Below are 20626 nucleotides of genomic sequence, written 5' to 3' on the forward strand. Positions count from 1 at the left end.
GCGAGGTAGGTTGACACGGTGACGCCCACCTTCGCCGACCTCGCCAAGGCGCAATACATCCTGTTGACCACCTTCACCAAGGACGGCCGACCCAAGCCGGTCCCGATCTGGGCCGCGGCCGACGGGGACCGGTTGCTGGTCATCACCGAGGCAAAGTCGTGGAAGGTCAAGCGGATCCGCAACACCCCGCGGGTGACGCTGGCCACCTGCACCATCAACGGCCGTCCGACGAGCGAGGCCGTCGAGGGCACCGCCGCGATCCTGGACAAGTCGCAGACGGGCGCCGTGTACGACGCGATCGGGCGGCGCTACGGCATCGTGGGCAAGGTGTTCAACTTCGTCAGCAAGCTGCGCGGCGGCATGCAGAACAACGTCGGGCTCGAGCTGAAAGTCGCGCCCGGCTAGGGCAATTGGGGACAGATGGGCACCGTCCTCATCCCGATCCCGGACCGTGACTTCGACCCGACCGAGGTCGCGGTGAGCTGGCGGGTGCTGACGCGCGACGGCCACCGGGTCGTCTTCGCCACCGAGACCGGCGTGAGCGGGGTGGCCGACGACATCATGGTGACCGGCCGCGGGCTCGACGCCTGGTCAAAACTGCCGGTGCTGGGATCCGTCCCGCTCGTCGGCCTGGCGCTGCGGGCCAACCGGGACGGCCGCGCCGCGTACCGGGACATGTTGCGATCAACGGAGTTTCAGCACCCCGCCAGGTGGGCGCAGGCGTCCCTCGACGGCTTTGACGCGCTGCTGTTGCCCGGGGGACACCGCGCCCGCGGCATGCGCAGCTACGTCGACAGCGACATCCTGCAGCGGCTCGTCGTGGACGCCTTCACCCGAGGGCTGGTCGTGGCCGCGATCTGCCACGGCGTGCTGCTCGCCGCGCGCAGCGTCGACCCGGCGACCGGCCGTTCGGTGCTCTACGGCCACAAGACCACGGCGCTGACCTGGGCGATGGAGCGCCTGGCGTGGCGGCTCACCCGGATCACCCGATTCTGGGACCGCGACTACTACCGCACGTATACCGAGGAGCCCGGCCAGCCCGGCGGCTACCTGTCGGTGCAGTCGGAAGTCACACGCGCCCTTGCGGATCCGGCGGACTTCCGTGACGTCGCCCGCGGGTCGCCGCGCTGGCGGCTCAAGTCATCGGGGCTGGCGCGCGACACCGCCACCGATGCGCGCCCGGCGTTCGTCGTCGACGACGGCCGCTACGTGTCGGCGCGCTGGCCCGGCGACACGCACACCTTCGCAACCGTGGTATCCCGAAAGATCAAGTGAGACAAACGGTTAACCCACCGCCAGGTGCTCACCGAAGAACGCGAAGATCCGCGTCCACGCGTCTTCGGTGGCGTCCTCGTCGTAACCGAAACCCGCGACGCGTAGCAGCGGCTGGGCGGGCAGGGTGTTGGCGAAGCTGTGCCCGACGCCGGGATACACCTTGATGTCGGTGGGTATCTGCTTGGCCTCGGTCGCCGCCCGGAATTTCTCGGGCGCGCCCTTACCCAGCGGATCCTTCCCGCCGAAACTCGCGACGATCGGGCACGCGCCGTCGAGGACCTCGTCGAGTTTGCGGGGCAGGGGAGTTCCGTAGAACGGCGCGGCGGCGCCAAAGCCTTTGGGCGACATAAGGATCGCAAACTGGCCGCCCATGCAGAAGCCCGCGATGCCCACCTGCCCGGAGCACTCGGGCATCGCCTTGAGGTGGTCGCGGGCCGCCAGGATGTCGTCGAGGGCGCGCCCCCGTTGGGTCTGCAGCTCCTTCATGACCCGGGTGATGCAGCGGATGCGCCCGCCGCGCGCGTACATGTTCGGGGTGAGCGCCACATAGCCGGCGCGGGCGATGCGCTCGTTGATCGACTTCTTGTCGCGGCCGTACCCGAACGCGTCGTGGATCACCACCACTCCCGGTCGCGGGCCCTGGCCCTCGGGCAGGTTCAGCAGCGCGTCGATCGGTCCCTCGGGCGTGTCGATCTGAATCGTCGTCATACCGTCATCTAACTGCAGCCTGGACCGACACCACCAGGGGAACTCGACGCCGGTCGGCAGTCGTTGGCATCACATGGTGTCGCGGCTGTTACTGATCTACGCCGTCGTCGAACTGGCGGCGGTCATCGCGCTGGTTTCGACCGTCGGATGGGGCTGGGCGCTGGTGGTCCTGCTGGGCAGCTTCGTGCTCGGGTGGGGCCTGCTGGCGCCGATGGCCGGGTCGCACCTCGTCCGCCAACTCGGGCACCTGCGGTCGGGGCTGACCGACCCGCGGCGCGCGGCGAGCGACGGGGCGCTCGTCACGCTGGCCATAGTCCTGGTCCTGGTCCCCGGCGTGGTTACCACCGTCGTGGGGGTGTTACTGCTGGTGCCGCCGATTCGCGCCGTCGCCCGCCCGGGGCTGGCCGCGCTCGGGCTGCGCGGTGTGCGGCGACGCATGCCCCCGGGCAACGACCTGCGCAACCAGCCCGACTACGGGGACTACATCGACGGCGAGGTTGTCGACGTCCGCGACGTCGCCCCGCCCGCGGTGCCGCACGAGGCACGCGGCGGACACCCGGGGCACCCGGGCTGGGACTGATCGGCCCGCCGTTACACGTAGTTTTGGCCTGTGCGCGACACAACGACCACGCTGCTGGTCAACGGCCGGGTGCACAGCCCGACCCACCCCGACGCCACCGCGATGGCCGTCCGCGGCGACGTCATCGCCTGGCTGGGCAGCGACGCCGTCGGACGCGGCCGGTTTCCGGACGCCGACGTCGTGGACCTAAACGGCGGCTTCGTCGCGCCGGGCTTTGTGGACAGCCACATCCACCTGACCGCAACCGGGCTGACCCACAGCGGCCTCGACCTCAAACCCGCCGCGTCGCGCGCCCACTGCCTGCGGCTGCTCGCCGACTACGCGGCCGCCCACCCCGGCCGGCCTGTGTGGGGCCACGGCTGGGACGAGTCGTCGTGGCCGGAGAACGCGCCGCCGAGCACGGCCGAGCTGGACGCGGTCCTCGGCGACCGGCCTGCCTACCTGACCCGCGTCGACGTCCACTCCGCGCTGGCTTCAACCGGGCTGCGACGGCTGGTCCCGGAACTTCCCGCGGCAGCGGGTTTCGCTTCCGACCGGCCCCTGGTGGGCGACGCCCACCACCTGGTCCGGGCCGTCGCCCGTGACCTGCTCACACCGCAACAGCTCGCCGACGCCCGGACGGCCGCGCTGGACGCCGCCGCCGCGGCAGGCATCGTCGCCGTACACGAATGCGCGGGGCCGGAGATCGGGGGGCGCGGCGACTGGAACAGCCTGCGCGACCTCGAGCACGGCGTCGAGGTCATCGGCTACTGGGGCGAGGCGGTCAGCACCGCCGCGGAGGCGCGCGCGCTGATGGCCGAGACGGGAGCCCGCGGGCTGGCGGGCGACCTGTTCATCGACGGGGCGCTGGGATCGCGCACCGCGTGGCTGCACGAGCCCTACGCCGACGTCCCGGACCGCGTCGGCACCTGCCACCTGGAGGCCGGCACCGTCGAAGCCCATGTCCGGGCGTGCACCGAGGCGGAGATCACGGCGGGTTTCCACGTCATCGGCGACGCCGCGGTCTCGACGGCGGTCGCCGCCATTGAACGCGTCGTCGCGGACCTCGGGGCGGCCGCGGTCGCCCGCTGCGGGCACCGCCTCGAGCATCTGGAGATGGTCACCGCCGAGCAGGCCGCCAAGCTCGGCGCATGGGGCGTCATCGCCAGCGTGCAGCCCAATTTCGATGCGCTGTGGGGCGGCGCCGACGGCATGTATGCACGGCGACTCGGCGCCGAACGAGGCGCTCAACTCAACCCACTCGCGCTGTTAGCATCCCAAGGCGTGCCCCTCGCGCTAGGTTCCGACGCCCCGGTCACGGGCCTCGACCCGTGGGTGAGCGTGCGCGCGGCGGTCAACCACCGCACGCCGGGCAGCGCGGTGTCGGCGCGGGCCGCATTCGCCGCGGCGACCCGCGGCGGCTGGCGGGCCTGCGGTATCCGCGACGGCCACGCGGGGACGCTGGTCCCCGGCGCGCCGGCCTCCTATGCCGTGTGGGACGCCGCGGAACTCGCCGTCCACGCGCCTCGCGACGCCGTCCAGCGCTGGTCTACCGATCCGCGTTCCCGGGTGCCCGCCTTGCCGCGCCTGGGGCCGGCCGACGCCCTGCCGCGCTGCCGCCGCACCGTGCATCGGGGCGCCGTCATCCATGGCTAGCGAGGGGTCCGGCCGCCACGAGCTGCCCGACCAGGACCCGGAGGCCATCGTCGAGCCCACCGACGAGCCCGAGCGCGACGAGGCACCCGGGCTGCCCGCCCGGGTGGGCGCCGCCGCGCGACGGACGCTGGTGGGACTGCTCGCGGCGGCGATCGCGCGCCTGCCCGGCGCGTGGGCGGCACTGCGGCCGCGCCTGCCGCGCCTGCTGCTCGCGGTGGCGGGCGGCTTGCTGCTCTACGCCAGCTTCCCCGCCCTGAACTGGTGGTGGGCCGCCGTCGTCGCCGCCGCGCTGCTGGGGCGGGTGCTGACGCACCCTGCCACGACGCCCGCGGGCGGTGCGGGCTACGGATTCCTGTTCGGCCTGGCCTTCTACCTGCCGCTGCTGCCGTGGATCAGCACGTTGGTGGGTGCCGTGCCCTGGCTGGTGCTGGCGACGACGTGTGCGCTGTTTCCGGGGCTCTTCGGCCTGTGCGCCGTCGTCGTGCGGCGGCTGCCCGGCTGGCCGGTCTGGTTCGCGCTGGTATGGGCGGCCCAGGAGTGGCTGAAGGCCACGTGGCCGTTCGGCGGCTTTTCCTGGGGCTCGGTGGCGTTCGGCCAGACGGAGGGCCCCCTGCTGCCGCTGGTTCAACTCGGCGGCGTCGCGCTGCTGTCCACGGCGGTCATGCTGGTGGGGTTCAGCGCGACCGCGATCGCGCTGGCGATCGTGAAGTGGTGGAAAAGCCACGCGCCGGCCGCCGAGGACGCCAAGCCGCCCGCCGTGGTGCTGCCGGGGATCTGCATCTGCCTGGTGCTATTCGCCGCCGTCGTCGTCTGGCCTCAGGTGCGCCATGCCGGCGCGGGATCGGGCGGGGAACCGCCGGTCACCGTCGCGGTGGTGCAGGGCAACGTGCCGCGACTCGGCCTCGATTTCAACGCGCAACGCCGGGCGGTGCTGGACAACCACGTCCGCGAGACACTGCGGCTGGCCGAGGACGTGCGCTCTGGCGCCGCCCCCCAGCCGCAATTCGTGATCTGGCCGGAGGACTCGTCCGACATCGACCCCCTGGCCAACGGCGACGCCGCCGAGCAGATCGCGCGCGCCGTCGCCGCGATCGGCGCGCCGATACTGATCGGAACCGTGCTCGACGTGCCCGGCCGCCCGCCGGAAACCCCGCAGTACACCAACACGGTGATCGTGTGGAACCCCGTCACCGGGCCGGCCGACCGCCACGACAAGGAAATCGTGCAGCCGTTCGGCGAGTACCTGCCGATGCCGTGGCTGTTCAAGCACCTGTCCGGCTACGCCGACCGGGCCGGCCACATGGTGCCCGGCACCAGCAGCGGCGTGGTGCACATCGCCGGGGTGCCCGTCGGCGTATCCACCTGCTGGGAGGTGATCTTCGAACGGGCTCCGCGCAAGGCGGTCCTCAATGGCGCCCAGTTGCTCGCCGTGCCCAGCAACAACGCCACCTTCAACAAGACGATGAGCGAACAGCAGCTGGCGTTCGCCAAGGTGCGGGCCGTCGAGCACGACCGATACGTCCTGGTCGCCGGCACCACGGGGGTCAGCGCGGTCCTCGCTCCGGACGGCGCCGAGCTGGTGCGCACGGACTTCTTCGAGCCCGCCTACCTGGACATGCAGGTGCGCCTCAAGACGAAGCTGACGCCGGCGACCCGCTGGGGCCCGATCGTGCAGTGGGCTTTGGTCATCGTGGCCACAGCGGCCATCCTGGTCGGGATACGGCAGAATGGATGGTTCGCGCGTCCGGTTCGCCTGAGATCCGGGCGGCGCGGGGAATCCGAAGATGCCGCGAAGCCCCCGGGCGAGACCCCGCCCGACGTGGGCAACACGGACACCGCGCACCACACCCCGTCCGAGGAGGACGGCCGACCTGATGTCGGGCGAGACAGTAACGACAGAGGAGCTACATGACCACCGGCCAGCCGGCGCCCCGGGCCACGGGCAACCGTCCCAGCGAGCGCGTCCTGGTGATCATCCCGACGTTCAACGAGCGGGAAAACCTGCCGGTGATCTACCGGCGCCTCAAGGACGCGTGCCCCGCTGTGCACCTGCTCATCGTCGACGACAGCAGCCCCGACGGCACCGGTCAGCTCGCCGACGAGCTGGCCGCGGCCGATCCCGGCCGCACGCACGTGATGCATCGCACCGAGAAGGACGGCCTGGGTGCGGCGTATCTGGCGGGCTTCGCGTGGGGCCTGAGCCGTGACTATTCGGTGCTCGTCGAGATGGACGCCGACGGCAGCCACGCCCCCGAACAGCTGCATCTGTTGCTGGACGCCGTCGACGCCGGGGCCGACCTGGCCATCGGTTCCCGCTACGTCGACGGGGGCGCCGTGCGGAACTGGCCGTGGCGGCGCTGGGCGCTGTCGTGGACGGCCAACACCTACGCGCGGCTCGCGCTGGGCATCGGTGTGCATGACATCACCGCGGGCTACCGTGCCTACCGCCGCGAGGTCCTCGAGGCGATCGGGCTCGAGGCGGTGGACTCCAAGGGCTATTGCTTCCAGATCGACCTGACCTGGCGCACCGTCGGCAACGGGTTCGTCATCGCCGAGGTGCCGATCACCTTCACCGAGCGGGAACTCGGCGTCTCCAAGATGAGCGGCTCCAACATTCGCGAGGCGCTGGTCAAGGTCACCCGGTGGGGCGTCGAGGGGCGCCGGGCGCGCAGGGACACCACGCGCGCGGACAACCGCACGTAATCGCGGGGCCGAGCTAGCCGCGGCGGCGCGACCGGATCAGCTCAAGGCGCTCCTTGAGCAGCTCTTCGAGCTCGTCGACGGTGCGGCGCTCCAGCAACATGTCCCAGTGCGTGCGCGGCGGCTTGACCTTCTTGGGCTCGGGCAGGTCGCCCTCGATGAGGGTGCCTTCCATGCCATTGCGGCACAGCCAGGTGCCGGGGATGTCGGCGTCGTCGGCGAAGGGGACCTCGAACTCCTCGCCGTTCTCGGTGCGGTACCGCGCGATCTGGCGCGGCGCGAGGTCGTGGTTGCGGTCGGTCTCGTAGCTCACGGCGCCAAGGCGACTGCCTCTCAGGACGCGATCGGCCATGCGTGCTACTCCTTAGATCTGCTGGGCTGTATTGACGGGGTTGACGGGTGTCTCGTTCTGTCCCGGTTGGCAAACGTTATGTACGGTCTGCGTAGTTCCCATGCCGACACTCGGCATACGCGACGCGACCATTCATGATACCGGGACAATGGCGCAGCGCCGACTAAAGTCGGCAGGCGTGCCCCGTCGCGCCCGCCCCCAACCGTGCCGCTGGTGCGGTCGGGACGTGACCGACGCCGGTTTGGGCCGTCGCCGCCAGTACTGCCGGCAGTCCTGCCGGCAGCGCGCTTACGAGCAGCGGGCCGCGTTGACCAAAGGCGGGACGGACGTGGTGCCGGCCTTGCCCGCCGATGCGGTGGTGCTGTCCGCCGACGACGCCGCCGACCTGTCGGATCGCGTTTACCAGGTGCGGTGCGCCGCCGAGGACGTCGCCACGGCGCTCGACGAGGGGGCCGCGCCGACCGAGCTGCGTGAGCTGTGTGACGTGCTGATCCGGGCCGTCCGCGCCGCCGACGGCTGGCGCCGGGCGGGTGTCTAACTCGCCTTTGACCACCAGCAATGGATATCCAGGTACAGTCGCGCCATGGGCGGTGGGGCCAGTCGTACGCGGGTGTACAGGTCGAAGCCGGTCCTCCTCTAGGAGTCGGGAGTATCGGGCGTTTTGAAATCCTGCCGGAGTTGGCCATACTCACCAGCGACATTCTTGGGTCGGACAGCGGCACGGCGCTGGTCGGAAAATCCACGTGGCCGGTTCGTGCGGCAACTTCCGTGACTCGGCGCTCGGCAGGACCGCATCCGGCGGTGACACGACGCCCCATGCCAGGTGAGGGTTAGGCGAGGTTAGGGATGGCGGATCAACTCCAGCATGCGACCGAGGCGCTGCGCAAAGCGCTGGTCCAGGTGGAACGCCTGAAGCGCACCAACCGTGCGCTGCTGGAGCGGTCGAGCGAGCCGATCGCCATCGTCGGCATGTCGTGCCGGTTCCCCGGGGGCGTCGAAACCCCCGAAGACCTGTGGCAGCTGGTGGCCGACGGCCGCGACGTGGTGTCGGAGTTTCCCACCGATCGCGGCTGGGACCTGGCGGGCCTGTTCGATCCGGATCCCGACGCGCGCCACAAGACCTACGTGCGCGACGGCGGCTTCGTGGACGGCGTCGCGGACTTCGACCCCGCCTTCTTCGGGATCGCGCCGAGCGAGGCCTTGGCGATGGACCCGCAACACCGGATGCTGCTGGAACTTTCGTGGGAGGCGTTGGAGCGGGCCGGGATTGACCCCGGCGGCCTGCGCGGCAGTGCCACCGGGGTGTTCGCCGGGCTCATCGTGCAGGGCTACGGCATGTTGGCCGAGGAGGTCGAGGGGTATCGGCTCACCGGCATGACCTCCAGTGTCGCCTCCGGGCGGGTGTCGTATGTGCTGGGGCTCGAGGGCCCGGCGGTGTCGGTGGACACGGCGTGTTCGTCGTCACTGGTCGCGCTGCACATGGCGGTGCAGTCGCTGCGGACCGGCGAGTGCGACCTGGCGCTGGCGGGCGGCGCGACCGTGAATGCGACGCCGACGGTGTTCGTCGAGTTCAGCCGGCACCGCGCGCTGGCGCCCGACGGGCGCTGCAAGGCCTACGCGGGGGCGGCCGACGGGGTCGGCTGGTCCGAGGGCGGGGCCATGCTGGTGGTCGAGCGGCTCTCGGACGCGCGGCGGCTGGGCCATCCGGTGCTGGCGGTGGTGCGTGGCAGCGCGGTCAACCAGGACGGCGCGTCCAACGGGCTGACCGCGCCCAACGGACCTTCGCAGCAGCGGGTGGTGCGCGCGGCGCTAGCCAACGCCGGTCTGTCGGCGGCGGAGGTGGACGCGGTCGAGGGCCACGGCACCGGGACGACCTTGGGCGATCCGATCGAGGCCCAGGCGCTGTTGGCGGCCTACGGGCAGGATCGCGCCGAGCCGCTGTGGCTGGGGTCGGTCAAGTCGAACATGGGTCACACGCAGGCCGCTGCCGGCGTCGCGGGTGTGATCAAGATGGTGCAGGCGATGCGCCACGAGGTGTTGCCGGCGACCCTGCACGTGGATCAGCCCAGCCCGCACGTGGATTGGTCGGCGGGGTCGGTGTCGTTGTTGACCGAAGCCCGGCCCTGGCGAGCGGATGGTCGCGCGCGACGCGCCGGGGTGTCGTCGTTCGGCATCAGCGGCACCAACGCGCATGTGATCGTGGAGGCCGCATCGCAGGCTCCGCCGCGTGAGGCCACCCCCACTCCGCCGGCGCTGCCGTGGGTGATTTCGGCGAAATCGACGGGCGCGCTGGCCGCTCAGGCGGCGCGGCTGGCCGCGTACGTGCGCGGCCATGGTGACCTCGACCTCGCCGACGTGGCGTGGACTTTGGCCGGCCGCTCGACCTTCGAGCACCGCGCCGTGGTCGTCGGCGGTGATCGCGACCGTTTGCTGGTAGGGCTCGACGAGCTGGCCGCGGACGAGCCCGTCTCGGTGATCCGCGGCGCCGCCGCACCCGCCGGCAAGACCGTCTTCGTCTTCCCCGGGCAAGGCTCGCAATGGCTGGGTATGGGCCTCGAATTGCTCGACACCGCACCGGTATTCGCGGAGCAGATCCGGGCTTGCGAGGAGGCGTTCTCCGAATTCGTCGACTGGTCGCTGACCGAGGTTCTGCGTGGCGCGCCGGGCGCCCCGGGCCTGGACCGTGTCGACGTCGTGCAGCCGGTCCTGTTTGCCATGATGGTGTCGCTGGCCGAACTGTGGAGGTCGGTCGGGGTCAGTCCCGACGCGGTGGTCGGACATTCCCAGGGCGAAATCGCGGCCGCCTACGTCGCCGGTGCGCTATCCCTGCCGGATGCCGCACGGGTGGTCACGCTGCGCAGCAAGCTGCTGAGGTCGCTGGCCGGGCCCGGCGGCATGCTGTCCATCGCGTGCGGCGTCGAGCGTGCGCGGGAACTGTTGGCGCCCTATGGAGATCGGGTCAGCATTGCCGCCGTCAACGGCCCGGCCGCCGTCGTGGTCTCCGGCGACGTGGCCGTGCTGGACGAACTCGTCGGCTTCTGCGCCGACCTGGAGCTGCGCACCCGGCGAATCGACGTGGACTACGCCTCGCATTCGGTGGAGGTCGAGGCGATTCGAGGCGAGCTCGCCGAGGCGCTGACCGGCATCGAGCCGCGCTCCTCGCGCACGGCCTTCTTCTCCACGGTGACCGGAAACCGTTTGGACACAGCGGGCTTGGATGCCGAATACTGGTATCGCAACATCCGCCAGACCGTGCAGTTCGACCGGGCCGTGCGCACCGCGTGCGAGCACGGATACCGCTCTTTCGTCGAATCCAGCCCCCATCCCGCGCTGATCGCCGGCATCGAGGACAGCGCCGACGACTGCCTCACCGGCACCGGGACCCAGGCGATCGTGGTGCCCACGCTGGGCCGTGACGACGGCGGGCTGCAGCGGTTCCTCACGTCGGCCGCCACCGCGCACGTGGCGGGCGTGACCGTGGACTGGCGTGGCGTGCTGCCCGGCGCCGGCCTCGTCGAGTTGCCCACGTATGCCTTCGAGCGGCATCGCTTTTGGCTGTCCATGGAGGGTTTGGCCGCCGACGCCGCCGGGCTGGGACTCGCGACGAGCGAGCACGCGCTGCTGGGTGCGGTCGTGGAGCTTCCGGACTCGGGTGGGGTGGTGCTCACCGGCCGGGTGTCACCCGGGGTGCAGGGGTGGCTGAAGGATCATGCCGTGTCCGGCGTGGCGGTGTTCCCCGGCGCCGGCTTCGTCGAACTGGCGATCCGCGCCGGCGACGAGGTCGGCTGCCCGGTGGTCGACGAACTGACGCTGCAGTCACCGCTCGTGGTGCCGGCGTCGGGATCGGTTGCGGTGCAAGTGGTCGTCGGTCCGGCCGACGACACGGGCCGGCGCAACGTCTCGATCTACTCCCGCACCGAAGCCGACGCGCCGGGCGCGTGGGTGTGCCACGCCGAGGGCGCGCTGAGCCCGGCGGCGGTCGCGCCGGCCGCGGACCTGTCGGTGTGGCCGCCTGCCGGCGCGGCCCCGGTTGACCTCACCGACGGCTACGACCGGCTGCAGGCCCGCGGCTACGGTTACGGCCCGGCGTTTCGTGGGCTGACCGCGGCGTGGGTCCGCGGCGACGAGGTGTTCGCCGAGGTGCGCCTGCCGGACGCCGCGGGGGGCGTAACCGGGTTCGGCGTGCACCCCGCGCTCCTGGACGCGGCGATGCACGCGCTGGTTATGGCTGACGGGACGGCAACGGCCACAACCGAAGTCGTGCTGCCGTTCTCCTGGCAGGGGGTGTCGTTGCATGCCGCGGGCGCGTCGGCGGTGCGCGCGCGCATAGTCCCGGCCGGGACTTCGGCGGTCACCATCGAGCTGGCCGACGGGCTGGGCCTGCCGGTGCTGTCGGTGGCCGCGATGGTGGGCCGCTCGGTGAGCGAGCAGCAGTTGCGGGTGGCGGTGTCGGGCTCGGGACCCGACCGGCTCTTCGAGCTGTCGTGGTCGCCGGCCAACGTGGCCGCCCGCGCCGACGCGCGCTCCTACGAGCTGTTCGAATCCGTTGCGGCCGGCGACGATCCGGTGGCCGGATCGTATGCGCGCACGCGCGAGGCGCTGGCCGCCGTGCAATCCTGGCTGGCCGGGCCCGACTCCGGGGTGCTGATCGTGGCCACCCGCAACGCGGTCGCGCTGGCGGGGGAGGACGTCACCGACCTCGCGGGCGCGGCGGTGTGGGGGCTGGTGCGTTCGGCGCAGACCGAGCACCCGGGCCGCATCGTGCTCGTGGATTCCGATGCGCCGCTGAATGATACGGCGATAGCGACCGTCCTGGCCGTCGGCGAACCTCACGTGGTGCTGCGCGGCGGCACGGCGTACACCGCGCGGGTGCGCGGCAGCCGCGCGGTCGACGACATCATGGTGCCCCCCGAGGACGGGCCCTGGCGCCTCGGCATCGGCACCGCGGGCACGTTCGAGAACCTGCAACTGGAGCCGGTGCGCGACCCCGACGCCCCGCTGCAGCCGGGACACGTCCGGGTGGCGCTGCGCGCCATTGCCGCGAACTTCCGCGACATCATGGTCACACTGGGCATGTTCACCCACGACGCCCTGCTCGGCGGCGAGGGCGCCGGCGTGGTGGTCGAGGTCGGGCCGGGAGTCACCGAGTTCGCCGTCGGCGACTCGGTCTACGGCTTCTTCCCCGACGGCAGCGGCACCTTGGTGCCCGGCGACGTCCGGCTGCTGCAGCCGATGCCCGCCGACTGGTCCTACGCCGAAGCCGCCGGCATCTCGGCGGTTTTCACCACCGCGTACATGGCCTTCATCCACCTGGCCGGCGTCAAGCCGGGGCAACGGGTATTGGTGCACGCCGCGGCCGGCGGCGTCGGAATGGCCGCGGTTCAGCTGGCCCGGCATCTGGGTCTCGAGGTGTTCGGCACCGCCAGCCGCGGCAAGTGGGACACCCTGCGCGCCATGGGCTTTGACGACGACCACATCGCGGACTCGCGCACCCTGGAATTCGAGGACAAATTCCGGGCGGTCGCCGGCAGGACCGGCGCGGCCGGCATGGACGTCGTGCTGGACTCGCTGGCCGGGGAATTCGTCGACGCCTCACTGCGGCTGGTCGCCCCCGGCGGCATCTTCCTGGAGATGGGCAAGACCGACATCCGCGACCCCGGCGCGGTCGCCCGGGACTACCCCGGCGTGCGCTACCGCGCGTTCGACCTGTTCGAGCCCGGCCGTCCCCTGATGCAGCAGTGGATGCACGAGCTGGCCGGGCTGTTCGCCTCCGGGGCGTTGAAACCGTTGCCCGTGACGACGTTTGACGTGCGCCGCGCGCGCGCCGCGTTGCGATACCTCAGCCAGGCCCGGCACATCGGCAAGGTCGTCATGACACTGCCCTCCGGCGGGCTGGGGTCCGGCACCGTGCTGATCACCGGCGGCACGGGGATGGCGGGATCGGCGCTGGCGCGGCACCTGGTGGCCCGGCACGGCGTCACGGACCTGGCGCTGCTGAGCCGCCACGGCGCCGACGCGCCGGGCTCCGCGGAATTGATCGCCGAGCTGGAGGCGGCCGGGGCCCGGGCGCGGGTGATCGCCTGCGACGCGGCCGACCGCGCCGCGCTGGCCGAGGTGATCGCCGACGCGTCGGCGCGGCGACCGCTCTCCGGCGTCATCCACGCCGCCGGGGTGCTCGACGACGCGATGATCACCTCGCTGACGCCCGAGCGCATCGGCGCGGTGTTGCGGGCCAAGGTCGACGGGGCGTGGAACCTGCACGAGTTGACGTGCGACCTCAATCTGTCCGCGTTCGTGCTGTTTTCGTCGATGGCCGGGCTGGTGGGCTCGTCGGGGCAGGGCAACTACGCGGCGGCCAACTCCTTCCTGGACGCGCTCGCCGCGCATCGGCGGGCGCATGCGCTGCCGGCGATCTCGCTGGCGTGGGGGCTGTGGGAGCAGGCCAGCGCCATGACCGGCGGACTGGACGCCGCCGACCTCGCCCGGTTGGGCCGCGACGGCGTCCTGGCGCTGTCCTCGGCCGAGGCGATGGAACTGTTCGACACGGCATTGATCGTCGACGAACCGTACGTGGCGCCGGCCCGCATCGATATCGCCACGCTGCGCGCCCACGCCGTCGTGGTGCCCCCGATGTTCGCCGACCTGGTCAACGCGCCGACCCGGCGCCGCGTCGACGACTCGATGGCGGCCGCAAAGTCGAAATCGGCGCTCGCACACCGTCTGCAGGGGCTGGCCGAGGCCGAGCAGCACGCGCTGCTGCTGGACCTGGTGCGCTCGCACATCGCCACCGTGCTGGGCAACACCAGCGCCGAGACGATCGACCCCGACCGGCCGTTCCAGGAGTTGGGCTTCGACTCGCTGACTGCGGTCGAAATGCGCAACCGCCTCAAAACCGCGACCGGGCTTGCCCTTTCGCCCACCCTGATCTTCGACTACCCGACACCCAACGGCCTGGCGAGCTACGTCCGGACCGAGCTCGCCGGCGTGCCGCAAGAAATCAAGCACGCCCCGGCGGTTCGCGCCACCGACGACGACCCCATCGTGATCGTCGGCATGTCCTGCCGCTATCCCGGCGGGGTGAGTTCCCCCGACGACCTGTGGGACATGCTGACCGACGGCCGCGACGTGCTCTCGGAATTTCCGACCGATCGCGGTTGGAACCTGGCCGGGCTGTACAACCCGGACCCCGACGTCCCGGGCACGTGCAACACCCGCACCGGCGGCTTCGTGGACGGCGTCGCCGATTTCGATCCCGCCTTCTTCGGCATCGCCCCCAGCGAGGCGCTGGCCATGGATCCGCAGCAGCGCCTGTTCCTGGAGTTGTCGTGGGAAGCCTTGGAGCGCGCGGGAATCGAGCCCGGCGGGCTGCGCGGCAGCGCCACCGGCGTCTTCGCCGGGGTGTACACGCAGGGTTACGGAATGGGCGCCGCGTCGACCGCGGACGGCTTCCGGTTGACCGGGCAGTCGTCCAGTGTGGCGTCGGGACGGATTTCGTATGTGCTGGGGCTGGAGGGCCCGGCGGTGTCGGTGGACACGGCGTGCTCGTCGTCGTTGGTGGCGTTGCACATGGCGGTGCAGTCGCTGCGGACGGGGGAATGCGAACTGGCGCTGGCCGGGGGCGTCACCGTGAACGCCACGCCGGACATCTTCGTGGAGTTCAGCCGCATGCGCGGGTTGTCCCCGGATGGCCGCTGCAAGGCGTACGCGGGCGCGGCCGACGGTACCGGATTCTCCGAGGGCGGCGGCATGCTCGTGGTCGAGCGGTTGTCGGACGCACAGCGGTTGGGCCATCCGGTGCTGGCGGTGGTGCGTGGCAGCGCGGTCAATCAGGACGGTGCGTCCAACGGGTTGACCGCGCCCAATGGTCCGTCACAGCAGCGGGTGGTGCGCGCCGCGCTGGCCAACGCCGGTCTGTCGGCTTCCGAAGTCGACGCGGTCGAGGGCCACGGCACCGGAACCACCTTGGGCGACCCGATCGAGGCCCAGTCCCTGTTGGCGACCTACGGGCAGAATCGCGCCGAGCCGCTGTGGCTGGGGTCGATCAAGTCGAACATGGGCCACACCCAGGCCGCCGCCGGCGTCGCGGGCGTGATCAAGATGGTGCAGGCGATGCGCCACGAGATGCTCCCGGCGACACTGCATGTCGATGAGCCCAGCCCGCACGTGGATTGGTCGCTGGGCTCGGTGTCCCTGCTGACCGAAGCCCGGCCCTGGCGAGCCGATGGCCACGCGCGCCGGGCGGGCGTGTCGTCGTTCGGCATCAGCGGCACCAACGCGCACATCATCGTCGAGGCGCCGCCCGCGCCGGAACCGCAGTCGCCGCCCGCCCCCGAGCCGCCGGTGGTGCCGTGGGTGCTTTCGGCGAAGTCCGAGGGCGCGTTGACCGCTCAGGCGGCGCGGTTGGCCGCCCACGTGCGCGCCCACGACGGGCTCGGCACTGCCGACGTGGGGTGGACTTTGTCGGGCCGATCGGCCTTCGAGCAGCGGGCCGTCATCGTCGGCGACGACCGTGAGCGGCTGCTGGCCGGTCTGGACGAGCTGGCCGGAGGCCAGCCCGTCTCGGTGATCCGCGGCACCGCAACGCCCACGGGCAAGACCGTCTTCGTCTTCCCCGGCCAAGGTTCGCAAACCCTCGGCATGGGCAGGGAACTGCACGCCGCGTACCCGGTGTTCGCCGGGGCGTTCGACGAGGTCGTGGCCGAACTCGATCAGCACCTGCTGCGCCCGCTCCGCGACGTCATGTGGGGCGATGGCGAAAACGTGCTGAACACCACGGAATTCGCGCAACCCGCGCTGTTCGCCGTGGAGGTAGCCCTGTTCCGGTTGCTGGAATCCTGGGGCATACGGCCCGATTTCGTGCTGGGCCACTCGATCGGCGAAGTGTCGGCCGCCCACGTCGCCGGCGTCCTGTCCCTGCGTAACGCGGCGGTGTTGGTGGCCGCCCGGGGCCGATTCATGCAGGCGCTGCCGGCGGGCGGGGCGATGGCCGCCGTACAGGCCACCGAAGAGGAAGTGCGGCCGCTACTTGGGCCCGGCGTCGGGATCGCTGCGGTCAACGGGCCCGCGTCGGTGGTGATTTCTGGTGCCCAGGAAGCCGTGGCCGCCATCGCCGACCGGCTCCGCGCCGACGGTCGCCGGGTGCATCGACTCGCCGTCTCGCACGCCTTCCACTCGCCGCTGATGGATCCCATGATCGACGAATTCGGCACGGTCGCCGGGGGATTCACGATCGGCAAGCCCACGATTCCGATCGTGTCGAACGTGACCGGGCAGCCGGCCGGCGACGATTTCGGATCCGCCGCCTACTGGAAGCGACACGCCCGCGAAGCGGTGCGATTCGCGGACAGCGTGCGCTTCGTGCACTCGGCCGGCGCCAACCGCTTCCTCGAGGTCGGGCCCGGCGGCGGCCTGATGGCATCGATCGACGAAGTGCTGGCCGGAGCGCCCGTGGCCACGATGCCCGGCCTGCGCAAGGATCGCCCCGAACCGCCGGCGCTCGTCGACGCCGTCGCCCAGGGCTGGGCCGCGGGCATGGACGTTGACTGGCGCCGGGTGATCGGCGCGGCCGGCTTCGTGGAGCTACCCACGTATGCTTTTGAGCGACGGCGGTTTTGGCTGTCCGGCGACCGTGCCCCCGCCGACGCCGCCGGGCTGGGCCTGGCCGCCGGCGACCACGCCCTGCTGGGCGCGGTGGTGGAGTTGCCGGCTTCGGGCGGGGTGGTGCTGACCGGCAGGCTGTGTCCCAGCTCGCAGGGTTGGCTGGCCGACCATGCCGTCGGCGGGGTGGTGCTGTTCCCCGGCGCGGGGTTCGTGGAATTGGCGATCCGGGCCGGCGACGAGGTGGGCTGCGGAATCGTCGACGAGCTGAACCTGGCCGCGCCGCTGGTGTTGCCGCCCTCGGATTCGGTGGCCATTCAGGTCGTCGTCGGCGGCCCCGACGATTCGGGAGCCCGTGCGGTTTCGGTGTTTTCGCGTGGTGAGACAGGGTCCGGCTGGCTCTTGCACGCCGAGGGGGTGCTGCGCGCGGGTTCGTCCGAGCCGGGCGCCGACCTGTCGGCGTGGCCGCCCGTCGGCGCGGTCCCGGTCGACATCGGGGACGGCTACGAGCGGCTGGCCGAGCGAGGGTACGGGTACGGACCGGCGTTCCGAGGCTTGACCTCGATGTGGCGTCGCGGCGAGGAAGTGTTCGCCGAGGTGTCGCTGCCGTCGGACGCCGGTGTGTCCACGGCCGGATTCGGTGTCCACCCGGTGATGCTGGATGCCGCGCTGCACGCGGTGATCCTGGCCTCAGACGACGACGGCGACGGCGCGGGCGCCGACGAAGGCACCGTGTTGGTGCCGTTCTCCTGGCAGCAGGTGTCGTTGCACGCCGCGGGCGCATCGGCGGTGCGGGCGCGGATCGTGCGGGTGAGTCACTCGGCGGTCTCCATCGAGTTGGCCGACGGGCTCGGATTGCCGGTGTTGTCGGTGGCGTCGATGGTGGCGCGCCCGGTCTCGGATCACCAGCTCATGGCCGCGGTGTCGAATACGGGTCCCGACCGGCTCTTCGAGGTGGTCTGGACGGCGCAGCCGGCAACCGCCGTGCAGCCGGTGCCCGTGCAGGCCTGGGGTGCACCGGAACTGGCCCCCGACCCCGCACGGCCGCCGGTGGTGGTTTACGAGTCGGCACCTGTGGCCGGTGACGTCGTGACCGAGGTGTACGCGGCCACGCGCGCGGTGTTGTCGGTCCTGCAGTCGTGGCTGTCCCGCGACGACACCGCGGGAACGCTGCTCGTGGCCACCCGCGGCGCCATGCCGCTGCCGGGCGAGGACGTCACCGATCTGGCGGGCGCGGCGGTATGGGGGCTGGTGCGCTCGGCGCAGACCGAGCATCCCGGCCGCATCGTGCTCGTCGATTGCGACGCGCCCCTCGACGACGAGTGGGCGGCGGCGGTCCTGGCGGTCGGTGAGCCGCAGGTATTGCTGCGTGCCGCAGAGGTTTACACGGCTCGCGTGCAGGGCAGCCGCGCCGTGGGCAGTCTCCTGACGCCGCCGGGCGAGGGGCCGTGGCGGCTGGGCATGAGCAGCCGCGGCACTTTCGAGAATCTGCGGCTGGAGCGCATTCCCGACGCCGGGGCACCGCTTGGCCCCGGTCAGGTTCGTGTCGCGCCGTCGGCGATCGCCGCCAACTTCCGCGATGTGATGATCGCGTTGAACCTTTACCCCGACGCGGACGCGGTGATGGGCATCGAGGCCGCAGGCATCGTGGTGGAAACCGGCCCGGCGGCCGCCGCGGGAGACGCTCGATTCGCGGTGGGCGACCGCGTCATGGGGCTGTTCCCCGAGGGCACCGGAACGGTCGCGGTGACCGATCAGCGCCTGTTGGCCAGGGTGCCCGAGGGCTGGTCGCACACCGCCGCGGCCACCGCCTCGGTGGCCTTCGCGACGGCCTACTACGCGCTGGTGGACCTGGCGGCCGTGCGGGCCGGGCAGCGGGTGCTGGTCCACGCCGCCACGGGTGGGGTCGGGATGGCCGCGGTCCAGCTGGCTCGGCATCTGGGGCTCGAGGTGTTCGCCACCGCCAGCCGCGGCAAGTGGGACACGTTGCGGGCCATGGGCTTTGACGACGACCACATCTCCGACTCCCGCAGCCTCGAGTTCGAGGAGACGTTCCGGAGGGCCACCGGGGGCCGGGGTGTGGATCTCGTGCTGGATTCGCTGGCCGGCGATTTCGTCGATGCGTCCCTGCGGCTGGTCGCCCCCGGCGGCGTGTTCCTGGAGATGGGTAAGACCGACATCCGCGACGTCGCGGCGGTCGCCGCGGAGCACCCCGGAGTGCGCTATCGCGCCTTCGACCTGTTCGAAGCGGGACCGGACCGCATTGCGCAGTTGCTCGCCGAGCTGTCCGCGCTGTTCGGCGAGCAGGCGCTGCGGCCGTTGCCGGCAACGAGGTTCGATGTGCGCCGCGCCGGTGCCGCCCTGCGGCATCTGAGCCAGGCCCGCCACGTCGGCAAGGTCGTGATGACCATGCCCGATGCGTGGACGGCGGGCACCGTGTTGATCACCGGCGCCACCGGGATGGCGGGTTCGGCGCTGGCCCGTCACGTGGTGGCACGGCACGGGGCGCGCCGCCTCGTGTTGGCGAGCCGGCGCGGTCTCAACGCGCCGGGCGCCGCGGAGCTGGCCACGGAGCTGAGCACGACCGGGGCCGAGGTGCAGGTGGTGGCCTGTGATGCGGCCGATCGTGAGGCGCTGGCCAAGGTGATCGCCGAAATCCCGGTGCAGCATCCGCTTTCGGCCGTCATTCACGCCGCCGGAGCCCTCGACGACGCGGTCGTCACCTCGCTGACCCCCGAGCGGATGGATGTGGCGTTGCGGGCCAAGGTGGACGCGGCGTGGAACCTGCACGAGTTGACCCTCGACCTGGATGTGTCGGCGTTCGTGCTGTTTTCGTCGATGGCGGGGCTGGTGGGGTCCTCGGGGCAGGGCAACTACGCGGCGGCCAACTCCTTCCTGGACGGGCTTGCCGCGCGTCGCCGGGCCCGCGGGCTGCCGGCGATCTCGCTGGGCTGGGGCCTGTGGGATCAGGCCAGCACCATGACCGGGGGGCTGGGGGCCGTCGAATTGGCCCGCTTCGCCCGCGACGGCATCGAGGCGATGTCGTCGGACGAAGCGCTGCAACTGTTCGACACCGCGCTCGTCGTCGACCAGCCGTTCGTGTTGCCGGCCCACATCGACCTCGTTGCGCTGCGGGCCAAGTTCGACGGGGGCACGCTGCCCCCGATGTTCGTCGACTTGATCAACGCCCCCACCCGCCGCCAGGTCGACGATTCGCTGCTGGCCGCGAAGTCGAAATCGGTTCTGCTGCAACGCCTGGAGGGTCTGCCCGAGGACGAGCAGCACGCGATACTGCTGGACCTGGTGCGTTCCAGCATCGCCACCGTGCTCGGCAGTGCCAGCCCCGAGGCGATCGGCCCGGACCAGGCGTTCCAGGAGCTGGGCTTCGATTCGCTGACCGCCGTCGAGATGCGCAACCGGCTCAAAGCCGCGACCGGCCTGGCGTTGTCGCCGACGTTGATCTTCGACTACCCCAACCCGGCCGCGCTGGCCGGTTACATCCACGGCGAGCTCGTCGGCGATTCAAGGCCGGCGGCGCCCGCGGCGGTGCCCGGCGACGCCGAAATCCAGCGTGTGCTGGGATCGATCCCCGTCAAGCGCCTGCGCCAGGCGGGGGTTCTCGAACTGCTGCTGGCACTGGCGAAGGAATCCGAGGGCAGTGCGCTCGGGGGGGAGCCGGCGACCGCCGCGGTGACCATGGAAGACAACATCGCGGGTATGGACCTCGACGACCTGGTCAACGCGGCGCTGCTGAACGATGATGAATAGCCACCGGGGGT

Annotated in this window: 8 protein-coding genes and 1 pseudogene; 7 read left to right on the plus strand and 2 right to left on the minus strand. The window is 71.5% G+C overall.

Going from position 1 to position 20626, the window contains the following annotated elements; genetic code table 11:
- The first annotated feature begins 18 nt into the window (after positions 1-18).
- Both AC5Y43_RS06615 and AC5Y43_RS06620 read left to right on the plus strand, forming a co-directional pair.
- On the plus strand, positions 19-405 hold the full coding sequence (locus tag AC5Y43_RS06615) for a PPOX class F420-dependent oxidoreductase (protein WP_499970597.1): 387 nt from the start codon (positions 19-21) through the stop codon (positions 403-405).
- A gap of 15 nt (positions 406-420) precedes the next feature.
- Positions 421-1275, plus strand: coding sequence for a type 1 glutamine amidotransferase domain-containing protein (locus AC5Y43_RS06620; protein ID WP_499970599.1), 855 nt, complete (start codon positions 421-423; stop codon positions 1273-1275).
- Between the two features lie 9 nt (positions 1276-1284).
- Here AC5Y43_RS06620 and AC5Y43_RS06625 read toward each other — a convergent pair whose 3' ends face one another.
- Positions 1285-1983, minus strand: a complete 699-nt coding sequence (locus AC5Y43_RS06625) for a dienelactone hydrolase family protein (RefSeq protein WP_499970601.1) — start codon at positions 1981-1983, stop codon at positions 1285-1287.
- Between the two features lie 73 nt (positions 1984-2056).
- Here AC5Y43_RS06625 and AC5Y43_RS06630 point away from each other — a divergent pair, with 73 nt between their 5' ends.
- The 3 genes and pseudogenes from AC5Y43_RS06630 (at position 2057) to lnt (ending at position 6901) form a co-directional block, all read left to right on the plus strand.
- Positions 2057-2563 (plus strand): FxsA family protein, encoded by a 507-nt coding sequence (locus AC5Y43_RS06630; RefSeq protein WP_499970602.1) that lies wholly within the window; start codon positions 2057-2059, stop codon positions 2561-2563.
- Positions 2564-2665: 102 nt separating this feature from the next.
- Complete coding sequence (locus AC5Y43_RS06635; protein WP_499971493.1) at positions 2666-4198, plus strand: amidohydrolase; 1533 nt, start codon at positions 2666-2668, stop codon at positions 4196-4198.
- 130 nt (positions 4199-4328) lie between these two features.
- A pseudogene (gene lnt, locus AC5Y43_RS06640) lies at positions 4329-6901 on the plus strand (apolipoprotein N-acyltransferase).
- Between the two features lie 13 nt (positions 6902-6914).
- On the opposite strand, the gene rbpA reads toward lnt, so the two are convergent.
- Positions 6915-7250, minus strand: coding sequence for an RNA polymerase-binding protein RbpA (gene rbpA, locus AC5Y43_RS06645; RefSeq protein WP_499965881.1), 336 nt, complete (start codon positions 7248-7250; stop codon positions 6915-6917).
- 178 nt (positions 7251-7428) lie between these two features.
- Between rbpA and AC5Y43_RS06650 the strand changes: the two genes are divergently transcribed.
- Together AC5Y43_RS06650 and AC5Y43_RS06655 are read left to right on the plus strand one after the other, a co-directional pair.
- Entirely contained in the window at positions 7429-7788 is a 360-nt protein-coding gene (locus tag AC5Y43_RS06650; protein WP_499970603.1) for a hypothetical protein, read from the plus strand.
- A 308-nt stretch (positions 7789-8096) separates the two neighbouring features.
- The gene (locus AC5Y43_RS06655) at positions 8097-20615 is read left to right on the plus strand and encodes a type I polyketide synthase (protein ID WP_499970605.1); all 12519 of its coding nucleotides are present in this window, start codon (positions 8097-8099) and stop codon (positions 20613-20615) included.
- Positions 20616-20626 lie beyond the last annotated feature (11 nt).

The sequence above is a fragment of the Mycobacterium sp. NGS57 genome, assembly GCF_059812405.1.

Excerpts from the sequence above, each read along its gene's own strand:
- AC5Y43_RS06655 (WP_499970605.1), top strand. The coding sequence starts at position 8,097 with ATGGCGGATCAACTCCAGCATGCGACCGAGGCGCTGCGCAAAGCGCTG.
- AC5Y43_RS06635 (WP_499971493.1), top strand. The coding sequence starts at position 2,666 with ATGGCCGTCCGCGGCGACGTCATCGCCTGGCTGGGCAGCGACGCCGTC.
- AC5Y43_RS06625 (WP_499970601.1), bottom strand. The coding sequence starts at position 1,983 with ATGACGACGATTCAGATCGACACGCCCGAGGGACCGATCGACGCGCTG.
- AC5Y43_RS06620 (WP_499970599.1), top strand. The coding sequence starts at position 421 with ATGGGCACCGTCCTCATCCCGATCCCGGACCGTGACTTCGACCCGACC.
- rbpA (WP_499965881.1), bottom strand. The coding sequence starts at position 7,250 with ATGGCCGATCGCGTCCTGAGAGGCAGTCGCCTTGGCGCCGTGAGCTAC.
- AC5Y43_RS06630 (WP_499970602.1), top strand. The coding sequence starts at position 2,057 with ATGGTGTCGCGGCTGTTACTGATCTACGCCGTCGTCGAACTGGCGGCG.